This is a genomic window from Kaistella rhinocerotis, assembly GCF_030243905.1.
Lineage (GTDB): Bacteria > Bacteroidota > Bacteroidia > Flavobacteriales > Weeksellaceae > Kaistella > Kaistella rhinocerotis.
In genome coordinates this window covers 66,909-82,621 of the sequence record NZ_JASSYY010000003.1, presented here as the reverse complement: position 1 = coordinate 82,621, position 15,713 = coordinate 66,909, and the positions used below count along the sequence as shown (strand labels likewise).

At 43.7% G+C, this 15,713-nt stretch carries 14 protein-coding genes; 12 read left to right on the top strand and 2 right to left on the bottom strand.

The genetic code is table 11. From position 1 onward, the window contains the following. Position 1: 1 nt before the first annotated feature. The 5 genes from QEP06_RS10090 (at position 2) to QEP06_RS10070 (ending at position 4,558) form a co-directional block, all read left to right on the top strand. A complete protein-coding gene (locus QEP06_RS10090) occupies positions 2 to 1,702 on the top strand; it encodes a PspC domain-containing protein (protein WP_285270146.1) in 1,701 nt (566 codons plus the stop codon). 322 nt (positions 1,703 to 2,024) lie between these two features. Then, complete coding sequence (locus tag QEP06_RS10085) at positions 2,025 to 2,591, top strand: 1-acyl-sn-glycerol-3-phosphate acyltransferase (protein WP_285270145.1); 567 nt, start codon at positions 2,025 to 2,027, stop codon at positions 2,589 to 2,591. Positions 2,592 to 2,598: 7 nt separating this feature from the next. After that, positions 2,599 to 3,021: a PaaI family thioesterase gene (locus tag QEP06_RS10080; RefSeq protein WP_285270144.1), complete on the top strand. Its 423-nt coding sequence runs from the start codon at positions 2,599 to 2,601 to the stop codon at positions 3,019 to 3,021. Between the two features lie 11 nt (positions 3,022 to 3,032). Next, positions 3,033 to 4,007 (top strand): chorismate-binding protein, encoded by a 975-nt coding sequence (locus tag QEP06_RS10075; RefSeq protein WP_285270143.1) that lies wholly within the window; start codon positions 3,033 to 3,035, stop codon positions 4,005 to 4,007. Positions 4,008 to 4,009: 2 nt separating this feature from the next. Next, positions 4,010 to 4,558 carry a DUF1543 domain-containing protein gene (locus QEP06_RS10070; RefSeq protein WP_285270142.1) on the top strand — a complete coding sequence of 183 codons (549 nt, stop codon included), beginning with the start codon at positions 4,010 to 4,012 and terminating at the stop codon, positions 4,556 to 4,558. On the opposite strand, the gene QEP06_RS10065 is transcribed toward QEP06_RS10070, so the two are convergent. Beyond that, on the bottom strand, positions 4,555 to 5,631 hold the full coding sequence (locus tag QEP06_RS10065) for an endonuclease/exonuclease/phosphatase family protein (protein ID WP_285270141.1): 1,077 nt from the start codon (positions 5,629 to 5,631) through the stop codon (positions 4,555 to 4,557). The two genes, QEP06_RS10070 and QEP06_RS10065, sit on opposite strands and share 4 nt — an antisense overlap. Positions 5,632 to 5,775: 144 nt before the next feature. On the opposite strand from QEP06_RS10065, the gene QEP06_RS10060 reads away from it, so the two are divergent. From QEP06_RS10060 to hemN, 3 genes are all read left to right on the top strand, one after another. Beyond that, on the top strand, positions 5,776 to 6,882 hold the full coding sequence (locus tag QEP06_RS10060) for a 5-(carboxyamino)imidazole ribonucleotide synthase (RefSeq protein ID WP_285270140.1): 1,107 nt from the start codon (positions 5,776 to 5,778) through the stop codon (positions 6,880 to 6,882). A gap of 85 nt (positions 6,883 to 6,967) precedes the next feature. Continuing rightward, positions 6,968 to 7,366 carry an OsmC family protein gene (locus QEP06_RS10055; RefSeq protein WP_285270139.1) on the top strand — a complete coding sequence of 133 codons (399 nt, stop codon included), beginning with the start codon at positions 6,968 to 6,970 and terminating at the stop codon, positions 7,364 to 7,366. 96 nt (positions 7,367 to 7,462) lie between these two features. Then, positions 7,463 to 8,845 carry an oxygen-independent coproporphyrinogen III oxidase gene (hemN, locus tag QEP06_RS10050; RefSeq protein WP_285270138.1) on the top strand — a complete coding sequence of 461 codons (1,383 nt, stop codon included), beginning with the start codon at positions 7,463 to 7,465 and terminating at the stop codon, positions 8,843 to 8,845. A gap of 105 nt (positions 8,846 to 8,950) precedes the next feature. On the opposite strand, the gene QEP06_RS10045 is transcribed toward hemN, so the two are convergent. Continuing rightward, positions 8,951 to 10,306: a PQQ-dependent sugar dehydrogenase gene (locus tag QEP06_RS10045; protein ID WP_285270137.1), complete on the bottom strand. Its 1,356-nt coding sequence runs from the start codon at positions 10,304 to 10,306 to the stop codon at positions 8,951 to 8,953. Between the two features lie 213 nt (positions 10,307 to 10,519). On the opposite strand from QEP06_RS10045, the gene secD reads away from it, so the two are divergent. The 4 genes from secD (at position 10,520) to QEP06_RS10025 (ending at position 15,713) form a co-directional block, all read left to right on the top strand. Next, positions 10,520 to 13,432: a protein translocase subunit SecD gene (secD, locus tag QEP06_RS10040; RefSeq protein ID WP_285270136.1), complete on the top strand. Its 2,913-nt coding sequence runs from the start codon at positions 10,520 to 10,522 to the stop codon at positions 13,430 to 13,432. Between the two features lie 92 nt (positions 13,433 to 13,524). Further along, positions 13,525 to 14,748: a TCR/Tet family MFS transporter gene (locus tag QEP06_RS10035; RefSeq protein ID WP_251833793.1), complete on the top strand. Its 1,224-nt coding sequence runs from the start codon at positions 13,525 to 13,527 to the stop codon at positions 14,746 to 14,748. A gap of 67 nt (positions 14,749 to 14,815) precedes the next feature. Beyond that, entirely contained in the window at positions 14,816 to 15,142 is a 327-nt protein-coding gene (locus QEP06_RS10030) for a Sec-independent protein translocase subunit TatA/TatB (protein ID WP_251833792.1), read from the top strand. 1 nt (position 15,143) lies between these two features. After that, positions 15,144 to 15,713, top strand: a complete 570-nt coding sequence (locus QEP06_RS10025) for a phosphatase PAP2 family protein (RefSeq protein ID WP_251833791.1) — start codon at positions 15,144 to 15,146, stop codon at positions 15,711 to 15,713.

The following is a 15,713-nucleotide window of genomic DNA, read 5'->3' as shown; positions in this document are numbered from 1 at the left end:
TATGAACAAGACACTCTCAATAGGACTTGCAGGTTTCTCTTTCACGATAGAGGAGCACGCATACATAAAACTCAGCGATTACCTCGCGGCCCTGCGCAGTTCGCTGGATGCCAATGAAGCTGATGAAGTGATGCACGACATCGAGATCAGAATGGTAGAAATCTTCAAAGACTCACTCGGGAAACGTGAAGTGATCAATGATTCTGATGTGGAGAAAGTGATTTCACAAATCGGTAAACCAGAATTGATCAACGAGCAGGAAGAAGCCTATTTTTCCGAAAAAGCCAGCCGCCAAGAGGAAAAAACCACCGCTTCTGCCGGAAATAAGCAACTCTTCCGCGATCCGGAAAAACAAAAGATTGCCGGTGTATGTGCAGGTTTGGCGCATTATGTAGGGATGGATGTAAGCGCGATGCGTGCCATCTGGCTTGGTATCGCCATCCTGGGTGTTTTCACCGCCGCAATTTCCACCTCACTTATCGTTTTGATTTATGTGATTCTTTGGATCGTATTGCCGCGGGCTGAAACCGCGACTGATTTTCTAAAGATGAAAGGTAAGCCGATGAATTTTGATAACCTTAAGAATGAATCAAACAAACTGGTACAGTTCGCTAATGAATCCAGCCAACGCGTGGGCGAGATCTATACAGAGAATAAACCTTACATCCGCACAGCGGGCAGCGGTATCTGGAATGTAATCCGGTATTTCTTAGGTGCAATTTTTGGCCTTATGGCACTTGGCTCCATTATCGGGACCTTCGCGATATTCGGGTTGTTCGGAGGTTCAGATTTCCCACCACTGCAGGAGTTTAATTTCCTCTTTGATGATGACGGGATGAGCACCGTGCTTTATGCGATGATGGTTATCGGTACACTGATTCCCGCGATACTTTTCAGCTTGATCTCCATCAAACTCATCTCGCCAAAAACGCAGCTTCGCAACGTAGGCTATGTAGTGGGCGCGCTTTTCCTGATCCTGTTGGCTTTCGGAACTTATTTCGGTGTGAACATGGCGAAAAAAGAGATGATCTACAAAGGACATAAGGAGGACGTAGAGAATGTAGCGATCAACACTGCCAGCGACAGCCTTTATCTTGATGTGAAGCAAATCACCATTCCGCAGAACTTCACTGCTTACGATGATGATATATTCTCGGACAAGAAAATGGTATATGAAGAAGACTATCCGTATGTTCAGGTAACCCGTAAAGCAGATGTGCAGGCACCTTACCTGATTATCAAAAAAGATGGGAAAGGCTACAACATCCCTGTTCAGCTTACGGCTCCGATTGAGATACAAAACAACAGGATATATTTGCCAAATTTTGTGAAATATCCGTATCAGGACCGCTTCCGCGACTATAATGTGACGTATGAGTTGGTAGTTCCAATGACGACACAAGTCTTCAAAGTAAAAGAAAATGCGCTGAACGTGGATGGCGACCTGAACGCAGATGGAATAGATGATGACGAGGATGATGACCGTAGTATTGTGATCAGCAACAACCAGATGAAGATCAATGGTTCTACGATACAGTACAACTCTGACGAGAAAGACAGTGTAATCATCAATGGTACGAAGATGCCAAAAGCGGCTGCAGACAAAATTATGGATTCTATGAAGACCAACCTGAAGAACCTGCAAAATGTGGACATTTCCATAAAAGACGGTAAAAAAGAAATCATCATTAAGACCAAATAATGAGAGTGGACAGGCCGGGGCGGTAACTTTTCATTAAAAAAATTTTTCGCCCTACGCTTGTTCCCTATTAAACTTTAATTAAAAATTAACATAGGAAATTGTGAATTTGTCCTTTATTTATTAATTTCGTAACGTTAATTTATCAATTCAGTTAACAAAAACTAAAAACAAAAGCCATGGTACAGTTCGTTTTTCAAATCGCTATTAAAATTGTTGATTTCGTCAGCAGTCTTTTTTAGAATTAATATTCAATATATTTGTAAAAGTGTAACCATATTTATGGTTATGCTTTTTTGTTTTAAAGGAACATCGAAAGAAAACTATGAAGAAACTTATCGGTAAGCTTATACTCAAATTGATCGGCTGGAAGATTGTGCTCGAAGGTGACGTGAAAAACCTCGAACGTTGCGTACTTGTGGTGGCGCCGCACACTTCAAACCAGGAATATCTGCTGGGAAACCTGGCGTATTGGGCATTAGATAAACCATTGAAAATAATCATTAAAGATCAGCACACCAAAGCGTGGTACGGCTCCGTAGTGAAGGCCCTGGGTGGCATCGGGATAGACCGTACTCAAAAAAATGACCTTGTAAAGTTCGTGGTAGAACAGTTTGAAAAGGAAAATTTCAGTCTTGTGATCACGCCCGAAGGTACTCGCAGCCGCGTAGCAAAGTGGCGCAAAGGTTTTTACCACATGGCAATCGCCGCAAAAGTCCCGATTGTGGTCGCCGCCGGAGATTTCCGCACAAAACAGATTCACCTCGGCTACGAAATTTCGGTGAAGGACCTTGAAACAAGAAGTTTTGAGAGCATCATGGACGAAATGGAGAATTATTATAAGAAGATCACGCCGAAATATCCGGAAAAGTGGAGCCCAAAAATTTACTAAAATAGATATGGAAGACAGCAAACGTTCTGAAATTCTTGCAAAACTCAACAGTTGGGGCGGCGAAAACCTGGCAAAAACCCTTGGGATTTTATTTACCGATGTTTCCGACGAAAGCCTTACTGCGACGATGCCGGTAGAACCGAAAGTTCATCAGCCATACGGCATTCTTCATGGGGGTGCAAGCTGTGTCCTGGCGGAAACGCTGGGCTCGTGTCTCTCCGTTTTGCATGTAGATATTGAAAAATATGCGCCTGTAGGCACCAATATCAATTCAAACCATCTTCGCAGCAAGAAAAACGGAATGGTAACCGGAACGGCCAGATTCATCCGCAAAGGCAACACCATGCACGTTTCGGAGATTGAAATCCGGGATGAAAAAGGCGAGCTCATCAATCATACCACGATGACTAACAACATCATACCGCGCTAAAAAAACGGGCTATGCTTTTTTTTAAATTACCTTTTGATGACCAAATCTTCACCTGCGACGGGTCTTCGGATGAGGTGGCAGTCTCATTCCATCCGTTCGCGGAAGGGAAAGAATTGATTTTCAACGGGAATATTAAAAAACTTTTAACGGCAGAATTTTTAAATTTAAATATAGATTTAAGTTCACTTTCAAAATTGCCGCTTCAAGCAGATGAGAATGAAGCAGAATACTGCGCGAAAATTTCGGAGGTTATCTCCTTTGTCCGCGAAAAAAAGCTGCCGAAACTCGTGATTTCGCGGCGGAAAACAGTTTCGTTCGTCAATCAAAAGATTAGCTTTCCTCAGACATTTCTGAACTTAGCCAAAACATACCCAAACGCGCTGGTTTATTTTTTCATTAAAGATGGCCAGGGCTGGATGGGAGCTTTTTCCGAAATTTTGGGAAGTTTTGACAAGAATTCGTCGGTTTTCAAAACAATGGCTTTGGCTGGCACGCTTCCGAAAGACGAAGAATGGTCTGCTAAAGAAATCGGTGAGCAGAAACCTGTTGCCGATTATATTTCCGGTATCTTAAAAAGATATTCAGAAAAGGCTAAAAAAAGCACAACTACAGATCATATTTCGGGCAATATCAAGCATTTGCGCACAGATTTCAGTTTGACGATTGATGCACACAATCTGGAAAATATTATTTCAGAACTTCATCCTACGCCGGCTGTGTGCGGTATCCCAAAAGAGGTGTGCATACCGGCGATCGAAGCATTTGAAGACCAGCCGCGAAACCTTTATGCAGGATATATCGAGCTGAATCTGCAAAATTCGGTGCAGTATTTTGTCAATCTGCGCTGTGCTGAGGTTTTCCGCGACGGCTTAATGGTCTATGTTGGCGGCGGGATTACCGCAGACAGTTCGCCGGAAAAAGAATGGCGCGAAACTGAACTGAAGTCGGAAGCGATAATAAAGAATTTACATTTCACTAAATATTAAAAATGAAGCTGTTTTATTTAAATCTGGGCGCAACGCCTGCCGGCCGAAACATCGAACAGCATGATGTCTTTTTCGGCATCGCGGAGTCACTGCGGGATTTGGTGCCACAGATTAAAGACTTTTGGCCCGAAGCCAATGGAGAAATCCATATAGACGCTTGGCAGCAGGTAAATGCCGTGGACGGTTTTACGGTGAATGTCGTTCCAAAAACGGAGATTTCACCAGAGCAGCATTTGTTTTTCCTTAATCTAGGCGGCTACAAACCGGGGCTTTTCGCGGAGCTGCACGAGCAGCACCTGATGGTCGGAACCTCCATGCCAGAAATAATAAAGCGCGTAAAACAGACAGAATTCTATAAAACGATGGGTTTCAAAAACGCCGAAAGCCATATCGATGATAAGTACGGCGTCGACATAGACGATATTTTCAGGGTGGAAGATATATTACCGGCGGAGATGAAGGAAAAATATTCGATCGTGCTTGAAGAAACAGACGCAACCCTGAGTGCAAATCCGATGAAAGTGGGTTATTTTAAGCTGAGTAAGCTTTAGGGAATGTCTTCGCGGTTATCGGAAACTTCCTTTTTACCTTCCTCAATCAGTTCTTCCACCTCAGCTTCTTCGCCTTTCTCCAGCGTTTTCACATCTTCGGCCTGGGCGGTATTGTGTTGATTCAAATAAAATTCGCAGAGAATCGGAAAATGATCCGAACCGATATCTTCTAGTGTCTCTAACTTTTCAATGTGAATCTCAGGGCTGTGAAATAGCAGGTCGAGCGGCACGCGGAAGAACCAGTATTTTGAGTGGAATGTTGCTAAAATCCCGCGTCCAACCCTCGCATCGAGCAGTTCACTGGTTTTTCGGAATAAAATAGACGTATCCGACCACGCCACTGTATTGAAATCCCCGATTACGAGTGTATTTTTATTCTTTTTCTTGATTCTTTTGGCCAGCGCCAGCAGGTCACCATCGCGTTCTTTTGAAGTGCGTTCTTCCGTGGGGCTCGGCGGCGGAGGATGAACGCCATACAGTACAAAATTTCCTTCGCGCGTTTTCAGGTGCACTTCTACACTCGGTACATCTTCCGCCACAAAAAAGTGAAACTGCGCTTTCTCGAACGGCATTTTCGAATACAGATGCATGCCGTAGGTATTTTCCAACGTCATCTTTTGGGTATGCGGATAATCGCTTTCGAAGATTTGATTGGCTTTTTCCCAGTCTGCATTGCTCTCCATGGTGATGAAAATATCCGGGCTGTACTTCCTGATTAGCTCATGAAACCTCGAAAATTCTTTATTAAACTGAAAAACATTAGAAGAAATCACGCGAATGATCTGCTCACTGCCTTTCCGTAACTGATCGCGGTCCTTTCTGTAAATAGTGGTGTATCGGATCAGTATGTAAAGATGATAGATAATGAGCGCGAGCTGTATTATATTGATCAGCCAAAACCAGCCGTCCTTCGGTAAAAAAACGATATTCAGGCCCAGAAAAAGTATCTGCAGGAATAATAGCTGAATCTTTATGAATTCGGCTACGCGAAAGATCCAGTGCTGGTTTTTCACGAACGGCAGCAAGCTAAGTACGATAAGAAAAACCGAAATTGAAAAGAGTGCGAAAGTCATAGTTTATTATTACAAAGAAACCAAAAAAAAATTCAGTTTGAAGAATTAAGTTAAATATTCATTTGATTTTTCGGAAGGCACCGGATTGCTTTTGTATTTTTGTTATGTTTTAAATTTCTTGAAGTAAAAAAATAATCATCCATAATGAAAATCGGAATACTTGGTGGAGGCCAGCTTGGCAGAATGCTCATACAGGAAGCACTGAAATATGATGATGAATGGTTTACTCTCGATCCGGCCCCGGACGCACCGTGTGCTAAGATTTCAGATCAAACCTTGGGCGATTTTGCGGATTATGACGCTGTGCTGAATTTTGGCCAAGACAAAGACGTGGTTTCTGTGGAAATTGAGCATGTAAACGTAGCTGCGCTTTATGAACTGCGGAATTCCGGCGTGAAAGTTATTCCTTCACCGGAAATCATTGAAACCATTCAGCAGAAGATTCTGCAGAAGCAGTTTTACCTTCAAAATGATATTCCAAGTCCTGACTTTCAGATTATTCAATCGAAATCCGAAGTTAATTTTCCGCTGCCTTTTGTACAGAAGGCAAACACCGGCGGTTACGACGGAAAAGGTGTGCAGGTGATAAAAACGGCTGCTGAACTTGAAAATCTTTGGGATGTTCCTTCGGTGCTTGAAACCCTGGTAGACATAGACAAAGAACTTTCAGTGATCATCGCAATCAATGAAAATGGTGATACGGCGCACTTTCCTGTGACTGAAATGGTGGCAGATACTCAGCTTAACCTCCTTGATTTTAATATCTGTCCGGCACAAATTAACAATTCAACACAAGAACAGGTCGAGGTGATTGTACAGAAATTCATCGATGCGGCGAAGTCATCGGGTTTGTTTGCCATCGAACTGTTTCTGGACAAAAACGGAAAAGTTTGGGTAAATGAAACCGCGCCGCGACTTCACAATTCCGGTCACCAAAGCCAGGAAGGGAACGCCAATTCACAGTTCGAACAGTTTTACCGTGTTTTGAAAAACCTTCCGCTCGCAAATACAGATTCCCGTGGTTTTTCAGGAATGCTCAATCTTGTCGGCGAAGCCGGTTACTCTGGAAAAGTGGTGTATGATGGCCTTGAAGAAGTACTCAAACTGCCGCAGACTTACGTTCACCTTTACGGCAAAACCGAAACAAAACCGGGACGTAAAATGGGTCACATCAATGTTTTGGCTGACTCACGCGAAGAATTATTAGAAAAACTTGCTCACGTGAAATCTTTGGTGCGCGTAATCAGCTGATTGTCTGTGTATAATGGAGTAAAATTTGTCCCGCTTTAAGTAAATTTGCGTCTATTCTTAGTATTTAAAATTAAATATAAAAACGATGAGAATTTCCGCACAGGTTTCAAGCTCATTCCGGAAAAACAATATTACACTCCGTACGGAAGATGATCAAAAAAGCTTGGTTATATCGCCAAAAGCCGATGGTTACGGACTGTCTGTGAATGGTGGTGAGTTGCTGTTTCTGGCGCTTGCTACCTGTTTCTGCAATGATCTGTACCGCGAGGCAAAACGCAGAAATTTGGAAATTTCAAATGTAGATGTGGAAGTTTTCGGAGATTTTGGTGCAGAAGGTGAGCCTGCCCAGAATATTTCGTACAAAGTTTCACTGGAAGCGCCTAATTTATCGCAGGAAGAAATAGCCTCCCTCATCAAAAAGGTGGATGAAGTGGCCGAAATTCACAAGACTTTGCGCAACGGAATCGAAATTAATTTGCGCTAAAATACAGTCCTTTAAGATTTTTCTTAATTGAAATCCGGGTTTCGTCTTTGATATTTGTCAGGCCGCGTACGTAAATAAATTCCGTATTTTTGCAGCATGAACAGATCGCTCATCGATAAATACAATATTCCCGGGCCGCGCTACACATCGTACCCTACAGTACCTTTTTGGGACGATGCCGCTTTTACCGTGGAGCAATGGCAACAGTCGGTAGTTACTTCATTTAATGAATCCAATGATGCCGAGGGAATTTCCATCTATATTCACCTTCCTTTTTGTGAACAGCTTTGCACGTTTTGTGCCTGCCATAAGCGGATTACGAAACAACATTCGGTAGAAACGCCTTATCTTAAAAGCGTGCTGAAAGAGTGGGACCTATATCTCGATTTACTTCAAAGCAACGCACTGAATCCGAATGTAAAGCCCAAGATTAAAGAGCTTCATTTGGGTGGTGGTACACCAACGTTTTTTTCGCCGCAAAATCTCCGCACACTGCTCGAAGGCATTTTTGCAAAGGCAGAAATCGCGGACGAACCGGAATTTTCATTCGAGGGCCATCCAAATAATACCACGCGCGAGCATCTTCAAACCCTGTATGACTTAGGGTTCCGCAGATGCAGTTTCGGTGTACAGGATTATGATCCTCAGGTGCAGAAAGCCATCAACCGGATACAGCCTTTTGAAAACGTAGAGAAGGTGACTAATTGGGCCCGCGAGATCGGTTACAAAGGTGTTTCACATGATCTTGTGTTTGGGCTTCCGTTCCATACGTGGGAAAAAATGGAATTTACAATCCGCAAAACCCTTGAGCTGATACCAGACAGGCTTGCCTTTTATTCTTACGCACACGTGCCGTGGATTAAAGGTGTTGGCCAGAGAGGTTTTGATGAAAATGACCTGCCAAGTGGTGAGGAAAAACGCAAACTGTATGAAAACGGGAAGCGTCTCCTCGAAGAACTCGGGTACATAGAAGTAGGGATGGACCACTTTGCACTTCCGCATGATGATCTTTATCAATCAATGATTTCAGGGGATATCCACAGAAACTTCATGGGCTATTCTTCAAGCAAAACGCAACTGATGATTGGTCTCGGTATGAGCGCGATCTCGGATTCGTGGTATGCATTCGGGCAAAATGAAAAAACCGTGGAAGGCTATCAGAAAATGGTGGAAGAAGGAAAAATTCCTGTTGTGAAAGGCCATATTTTGAACGCCGAAGACCTTAATATCCGTAAGCATATCCTTAATCTGATGTGCCGTCTTGAAACTTCCTGGGACTGGCAAACAAGTTTCCCGGAACTTCCGGAAGCGCTTGAGTCATTAAAGGAAATGGAACGCGACGGATTGGTAGAACTCACCGATAATTCAATTAAAATTACCGAAGCCGGCCGCGCATTCACGCGGAATGTCGCGATGACATTTGACCTAAGAATGATGCGGAACAAACCCGAAACACGAATTTTCTCGATGACAATTTAATTTCCAAGGATTTTTATTAAATATAAAAAGCATCAAAACTTTATCTAAACTGTTTTGATGCTTTTTTTATTTAAATATTTAAAACTGTAATTAAGCTCGATGGATTTATTTAATGATCAGTTTCTGCGTGTAAGCTTTTACGGAATTATATTTAATGGTTACGAAATAGATACCCGCACTTAATGCAGAGACATCTACACTGCCGTCCGGTTTGTTTTTGGTGTTTAAGACCAGTCGGCCTTCCGCATTCAGGATCTCTACTGAATAGTCATCCGAAGTTGGGCCCTGAACCAAAATTCGGTCTGATGCAGGGTTTGGTACAATCTTAAAACTGTTTTTATCATTAGCATCAGCCGCGAGCGTTGTGGTGCTCACTTTGTAAATGGTACCGTTGTTTATGGCTGCTACATACAGTTCTTTATTAAAATCTTCACCAAAAGTCGCAAAATTATTACCCGCAAACGCGGTGCTCCACGAGATAAAACCTTCCGGACTCATCACCCCGATCTGCCGTGAACAGTAATCTGCGAAAATATATTTGCCGAAGAGCGCCGGATAAAGACTTCCGCGATATACATAACCTCCCGTAATGGAGCACTTTCCACCCGCGTGATCATACACTGCAACAGGAAACGTCATGGTGGACACAGCCGCGCAGCCGGTTGTGTTGTATGCGGTATTGCCCTCGTAGCATCGCCATCCGTAGTTGATTCCCGCCTGTGTGATTGGCATTCGGTTGATCTCTTCGTAAACTCCCTGACCTACATCTGCCAACATTACATTGCCGGCCGTGAGATCAAATGAGAATTTCCAGGCATTGCGCATACCGTACGACCAAATTTCATCAGCACCATCTGTTCCTACGAATGGGTTTCCGGCCGGAATATTATAAGTTCCGGCCGAATTTACATCGATTCTCAGCATCTTGCCAAGCAATGAGTTCTTATTCTGAGCGTTGTTATTCGGGTCGCCGCCGCTGCCTCCGTCTCCGGTTGAGATCCAAAGATACCCGTCGGGTGCGAAATGCATGCTGCCTCCGTTGTGGTTGTCGAACGGTTTCGGGATGCTGAGCAGGATCTTCTCTGTAGAAGCATTAGCCACATCGGGATTCGAGCTTACCGTGTATCTTGCAACCGTGATATTTCCCGCTGTGTTATTATAAAAGACGTAGAAAAAACCATTGGTGGCATAATCAGGATGGAAGGCGAGACCCAGCAGACCGCGTTCGCCGCCAAAAAGTATTTTTGTACTGATATTCAGGAAGTTTGCCGAATTCACGCTTCCGTCCTGCCTCAAAATTTTGATGATTCCGTTTTGCTGTACTACGAACAGCCTGCTGTCTTTAGCGTTCACAATCTCAACGGGAGAAGTGAAGCCTGTGGCGAAACTCGTAAGCACCATATTTTGGGCTTGAAACAGGGGCGCACTCAGCATTGCGAGCGCAAAAAGTAGATTTTTCATAAGTGTGAGTGTTTTGGTATCGTGAAGTTACTTCATTTTCATAAATCGCTGATTTCTAATTATAAATATCTTAGTTCACTCTGCGATTATTGTATTCTCAATGATATTTTTATCCATCGTTACAGGCTTTAAAAAAAATTGTTAAAGATTCTTAATTCTACTGAAAATCATTATATTTGCCGACTATAATTTTAATGCTGTAAACTATTCACAATGCAAGGAAAAGGACTGATTACGCTGGTTGCGGTGATTCTGGGACTTATATGTCTTAATGAATTACTACCCACCTGGTATGCAAGTAAAATCGAAAAACAGGCCACCGAGCTTGCCGGGAACAATCCTGAAAAATATCAGAGAGAAATCGCCAGACTGTCAAAAGACACGCTGAACCTGGGTTTCACTGAGCTGTACTATTCGAAGTCCAAAGAGAAGGAAATGAAATTGGGTCTTGACCTTAAAGGCGGCATCAACGTTCTTCTTGAAATCAACCAACGTGACCTTGTAAACAACCTGACCAACTATTCTACCAATCCGGTTCTTATCGAAGCGCTGGACAGGACAGACCAGATGCAGAAGAACTCTACGAATACTTATATCAAAGATTTCTTCACTCAGTTTGACCTGGTAAATAAGGAGAAGAATGCAAACCTGAAACTTGCTGATCCTGAAATTTTCGGTAACACGAATCTTTCTGAGATCAAATTCAATACGCCGGATGACCAGGTAAAAAGAATTATAGAAAACAGGATCGAACTTTCAACGGGAACTGCGTATGAAGTGATCCGTACACGTATCGATAAGATGGGTGTTACGCAGCCAAATGTGCAGCGCGTACCAAGAACAGGACGTATCTCTGTGGAAATGCCGGGCGTAAAAGATATCGACCGTGTGAAGAAAATGCTTCAGACTTCCGCAAAACTTCAGTTCTGGGAAGTACAGCAAGTACAGGAAGTCCTGCCTTACTTTGAGCAGCTTAGCGCAGTAGTAGCGGCTAAAGGCGACTCATTAGGTGTGGCTAAAAATACCAATTTCACCAACCTTCTGCAGCTTAATACTTTAAAAAGCAACGGTGTAGCGAATGTAAAACTTTCGGATACTGCCGCAGTAAACAAGATTCTGAACAGCAAGATCGCGAAAGACCTAAGACCACAAAATATTAAATATACGCAGTTCATGTGGGGCTACAAGCCTGAAGTGAACGATGCGAATAACCTCGTGCTTTACGCAGTTCGCGGGAATATCAGCCAGAAAGCGCCGGTAGACGGTGCTGTAGAATCTGCGCGGATTAACTATGATGATCTTGGCAGAATCGTGGTAGACATGCAGATGGATTCCAAAGGTTCGAAAGACTGGAAAACGCTTACAGGTAAGAACATTAACAAACCGGTAGCTGTTACTTTAGATAATGTGGTGTATACCGCGCCAAATGTGGTAAACGAAATTCCGAACGGTAGAACGCAGATCTCAGGAAGTTTCTCTCAGGAGGAAGCACAGGATCTTGTAAATGTACTGGGTGCGGGTAAACTTCCGGCAGGTGCGAAGATCGTGCAGGCTGAAGTGGTAGGGCCGTCATTGGGTGCTGAATCTGTAGATGCGGGGATGTATTCATTCATTATCGCCTTTGTGATCATCATCCTTTATATGTTGTTCTATTACGGTGGAGCAGGGATTTACGCAATCATCGCGATTACATTCAACCTGTTCTATCTGATGGGAATCATGGATTCCGTAGATGCTACACTTACGCTTCCAGGTATTGCGGGTATCGTGCTTTCGATGGCGATGTCTATTGATGCGAACGTAATTGTATATGAAAGGACCAAAGAAGAATTATTTGCCGGAAAGAATATCCGTGAAGCATATAACGAAGGTTTCAACTTCTCACTTTCGGCGATTATTGATGGTAACATTACCTCATTACTTACAGCCGTAGTACTTTATATTTTCGGAACCGGGCCTATTCAGGGCTTCGCTGTAACATTGGGTATCGGTATTATCCTTTCGATGTTTACGTGTGTACTTCTTACCAGAGTTCTCATCTTCAGCCGACTAGAAAAAGGCAAAGGCCTGTCTGTTTGGACAAAACTAAGTAAGAACATCTTCAGAAATACATGGATTGATTTCATTGGAAAAAGAAAATATGCTTACATCATCTCCGGGATTATTACCCTTGTTTGTCTGATTTCTATTGCGACACAAGGCTTTAAATATGGTGTTGACTTCAAAGGTGGCCGCAGCTATGTGGTTCGTTTCGCCGATCCTGTTGTGGCTAATGAGGCCGCGAACAGCCTGGAAAAGCAGTTCATCAACAAGGAAGGACAGCAGAATGCGGTGGATGTGAAAACATTCGGAAGCAGCAACCAGCTGAAAATTACTACAGATTACCGTGTAGATGAAGAAAGCCTTGAAGCTGATCAGGACGTTGAAAGCAAACTATTCGCAGGTCTGAAGCCTTATCTTCCGGCTGATGCGCAATTAAGCAACTTTAAAGATTCCGGCGCCAATAATTATGGTGTGGTAAGTTCTGTGAAAGTAGGACCTACGGTTGCAGACGATATCAAATCCGGCGGTTTCATTGCGATGATCGTGGCACTTGCAGGTATCTTCCTTTATATCCTGATCCGTTTCAAAAGATGGCAGTTCTCTACAGGCGCTATTGCATCGCTTGTACATGACGCGATCGTGATTTTGGGTGTATATTCACTCCTTAAAAATGTGATGCCGTTCAATATGGAGATCAACCAGGATTTCATTGCGGCGATCCTTACCGTATTGGGTTATTCAATTAATGATACCGTAATCATCTTCGACCGTATCCGTGAGTATCTGAATGAGAAAAAATCCCTCACGCTTGAAGGTTTGTTCAATGATTCTATTTCCAGCACGCTGGGCCGAACATTTAACACCGCATTCATGACCTTCCTCGTGATTCTTGCGATCTTCATTTTCGGTGGTGAAAACCTTCGTGGCTTTATGTTCGCGTTACTTATTGGGGTTGGTTTCGGTACCTATTCTACATGGTTTATCGCGTCAGCGGTTTCTTATGACCTACTGAAGAAAAAGGGAGTAGAAGGCGCCAAAAAAAGCCTTGTCACAGAAAAACCTGAACCTACACCTGAGGTTTAGTATTTTTCTTAAATAACTAAAGTCCTTCGCAAGAAGGACTTTTTTTGATTTTAACTAAAAATTTCTCTACAAGAACTATCTTTGCACCTCTGATGAAGAAAAAGCAAAAATCTGCCGCGGTCGGCTTCATATTTATTACGCTGCTGATCGATATCACCGGCTGGGGCATCGTCATTCCGGTGGTACCCAAGCTTATACAGGAACTTATACATAATCCGGATCTCAGCGTAGCCTCGCAATATGGGGGCTGGTTGAGTTTTGCTTATGCCGGCATGCAGTTCATATTTGCGTCCGTTCTTGGCGGATTAAGCGACAGATACGGCCGAAGACCGATCATACTGTTCTCGCTGCTTGGCTTTTCGTTTAATTTTTTAATTCAGGCATTAGCACCTACCATTTTCTGGCTTTTTGTTGGTCGTATTTTCTCCGGGGTCACCGGAGCCAGTATCACCACGGCAAGTGCTTATATCGCTGATGTTTCCACGGATGAAGACCGCGCCAAAAATTTCGGAATGATCGGTGCCGCATTCGGTTTGGGGTTTATCATTGGGCCGGTAATCGGTGGAGTTTTAGGTCAATATGGTTCCAGAGTGCCCTTTTATGCTGCATCCATCTTATGTTTGGTCAACTTTCTCTATGGCTGGTTTGTGCTTCCGGAAAGTCTCGATAAAGAAAGCCGGCGACCTTTCAATTGGCGGCGCGCAAATCCTGTGGGTTCGCTTCTACAACTGCGGCGCTATCCGCAGATTCTGGGGCTTATCGCTGCACTGGTTTTCGTTTACATTGCGGGACATGCGGTACAGACCAACTGGACTTTTTACACCATGTATAAATTTAACTGGACGGAAACCCTCGTCGGGATTTCGCTTGGAGTGTCAGGTTTTATGGCAGCTTTGGTACAGGGTTATCTGATCCGTTTTATACAGCCAAAAATCGGGAATGAAAAAAGTATTTTCTATGGACTTACGCTGTATGCTTTAGGGATGATTCTCTTTGCATTTGCAAGTGAAAGCTGGATGATGTTTGCATTTCTGATTCCTTATGGACTTGGTGGAATCGCGGGTCCCGCGCTGCAATCAGTGATCTCAGCAGAAGTTCCGCGCAATGAGCAGGGCGAGCTTCAGGGTGCGCTCGCGAGTTTGGTAAGCCTTACGGCAATTGTGGGTCCGCCGCTGATGACCAATATTTTTTACTATTTCACGCATGATCAGGCGCCGTTCATATTTCCGGGTGCGCCCTTCTTTCTGGGATTTCTGTTGATGGCGGTGAGTGCTGTAATTGTATATTATGTCTTTAAAAATAAAAAGCGCGTTTAAACCATATTTAAATGTTAGTAAAGATGCTTGGAATGTCTGCTTTAAGAAACTTTTGTAATTTTACCGAATGGAATTGAGTATAGGCGAAATGCTTTTGATTGCGGTGGCCATTGTGGTGCTCTTCGGACCCGACAAATTACCGCAGATTGCGCGTGACCTTGGCCAGGGAGTTCGCAAGATGCGCGGCGCGATGGAGGATGTGAAAACCGAAATCTTAAAGGAAACAGATAATCCTGTTGCCGAAATAAAGCGCGAGATCGATAAGGTGAAACAAGCCGCCAAAGACTACAATCCAATGGCTGATATGGAGCGCGATGCCTACACGCAGGCTGCGCCGCCACCTCAGATAAAACCCGTTGACGACCCGGAGCACGAAGGTCCTGTAAGCCGATAATATGCAAGAGATTATTCAGCAAGACCGCGAGGTTTTCCTTTATCTAAACAATCTGGGAAGCAGTGTTTTCGATCAGTTCTGGATCATGGTTTCAGCTACCTGGATCTGGGTGCCGCTTTATGTGATTTTCCTGTATCTACTGTTCAAACGGTTCGGACTTCGGAACGTCTTATTTATCCTTGTTTTCATCGCGCTTGGCGTTACAGTGTCGGATCAGTTGGCCGGGATCTTTAAATCCGGTGTTGGAAGATTAAGACCATGTCATGACCCAACTTTAGATAATCTTGTGCGTGAAGTGAAATGTGGCGGGAAATTCGGCTTTTATTCAAGCCACGCCTCGAATACTTTTTTCATCGCAACGCTGATGAGTATGTTGCTCCGAAAGACCCACCGGTATTTGCCGCATCTGCTCTTTTTCTGGGCTGCAGTTGTTTCTTACAGCCGCATATACCTTGGCGTTCACTTCCCGCTGGACATACTGATGGGCGCGGCCATGGGCTTTCTGCTCGGCGGATTTTTTGCAACGCTCTGTTGGAAAGTGATCCGTGAACCTGAAGTTTCTGCCGAATAG

Excerpts from the sequence above, each read along its gene's own strand:
- QEP06_RS10075 (WP_285270143.1), top strand. The coding sequence starts at position 3,033 with ATGCTTTTTTTTAAATTACCTTTTGATGACCAAATCTTCACCTGCGAC.
- QEP06_RS10085 (WP_285270145.1), top strand. The coding sequence starts at position 2,025 with ATGAAGAAACTTATCGGTAAGCTTATACTCAAATTGATCGGCTGGAAG.
- QEP06_RS10045 (WP_285270137.1), bottom strand. The coding sequence starts at position 10,306 with ATGAAAAATCTACTTTTTGCGCTCGCAATGCTGAGTGCGCCCCTGTTT.
- secD (WP_285270136.1), top strand. The coding sequence starts at position 10,520 with ATGCAAGGAAAAGGACTGATTACGCTGGTTGCGGTGATTCTGGGACTT.
- QEP06_RS10080 (WP_285270144.1), top strand. The coding sequence starts at position 2,599 with ATGGAAGACAGCAAACGTTCTGAAATTCTTGCAAAACTCAACAGTTGG.
- QEP06_RS10030 (WP_251833792.1), top strand. The coding sequence starts at position 14,816 with ATGGAATTGAGTATAGGCGAAATGCTTTTGATTGCGGTGGCCATTGTG.
- QEP06_RS10055 (WP_285270139.1), top strand. The coding sequence starts at position 6,968 with ATGAGAATTTCCGCACAGGTTTCAAGCTCATTCCGGAAAAACAATATT.
- QEP06_RS10035 (WP_251833793.1), top strand. The coding sequence starts at position 13,525 with ATGAAGAAAAAGCAAAAATCTGCCGCGGTCGGCTTCATATTTATTACG.
- QEP06_RS10070 (WP_285270142.1), top strand. The coding sequence starts at position 4,010 with ATGAAGCTGTTTTATTTAAATCTGGGCGCAACGCCTGCCGGCCGAAAC.
- hemN (WP_285270138.1), top strand. The coding sequence starts at position 7,463 with ATGAACAGATCGCTCATCGATAAATACAATATTCCCGGGCCGCGCTAC.
- QEP06_RS10090 (WP_285270146.1), top strand. The coding sequence starts at position 2 with ATGAACAAGACACTCTCAATAGGACTTGCAGGTTTCTCTTTCACGATA.
- QEP06_RS10065 (WP_285270141.1), bottom strand. The coding sequence starts at position 5,631 with ATGACTTTCGCACTCTTTTCAATTTCGGTTTTTCTTATCGTACTTAGC.
- QEP06_RS10025 (WP_251833791.1), top strand. The coding sequence starts at position 15,144 with ATGCAAGAGATTATTCAGCAAGACCGCGAGGTTTTCCTTTATCTAAAC.
- QEP06_RS10060 (WP_285270140.1), top strand. The coding sequence starts at position 5,776 with ATGAAAATCGGAATACTTGGTGGAGGCCAGCTTGGCAGAATGCTCATA.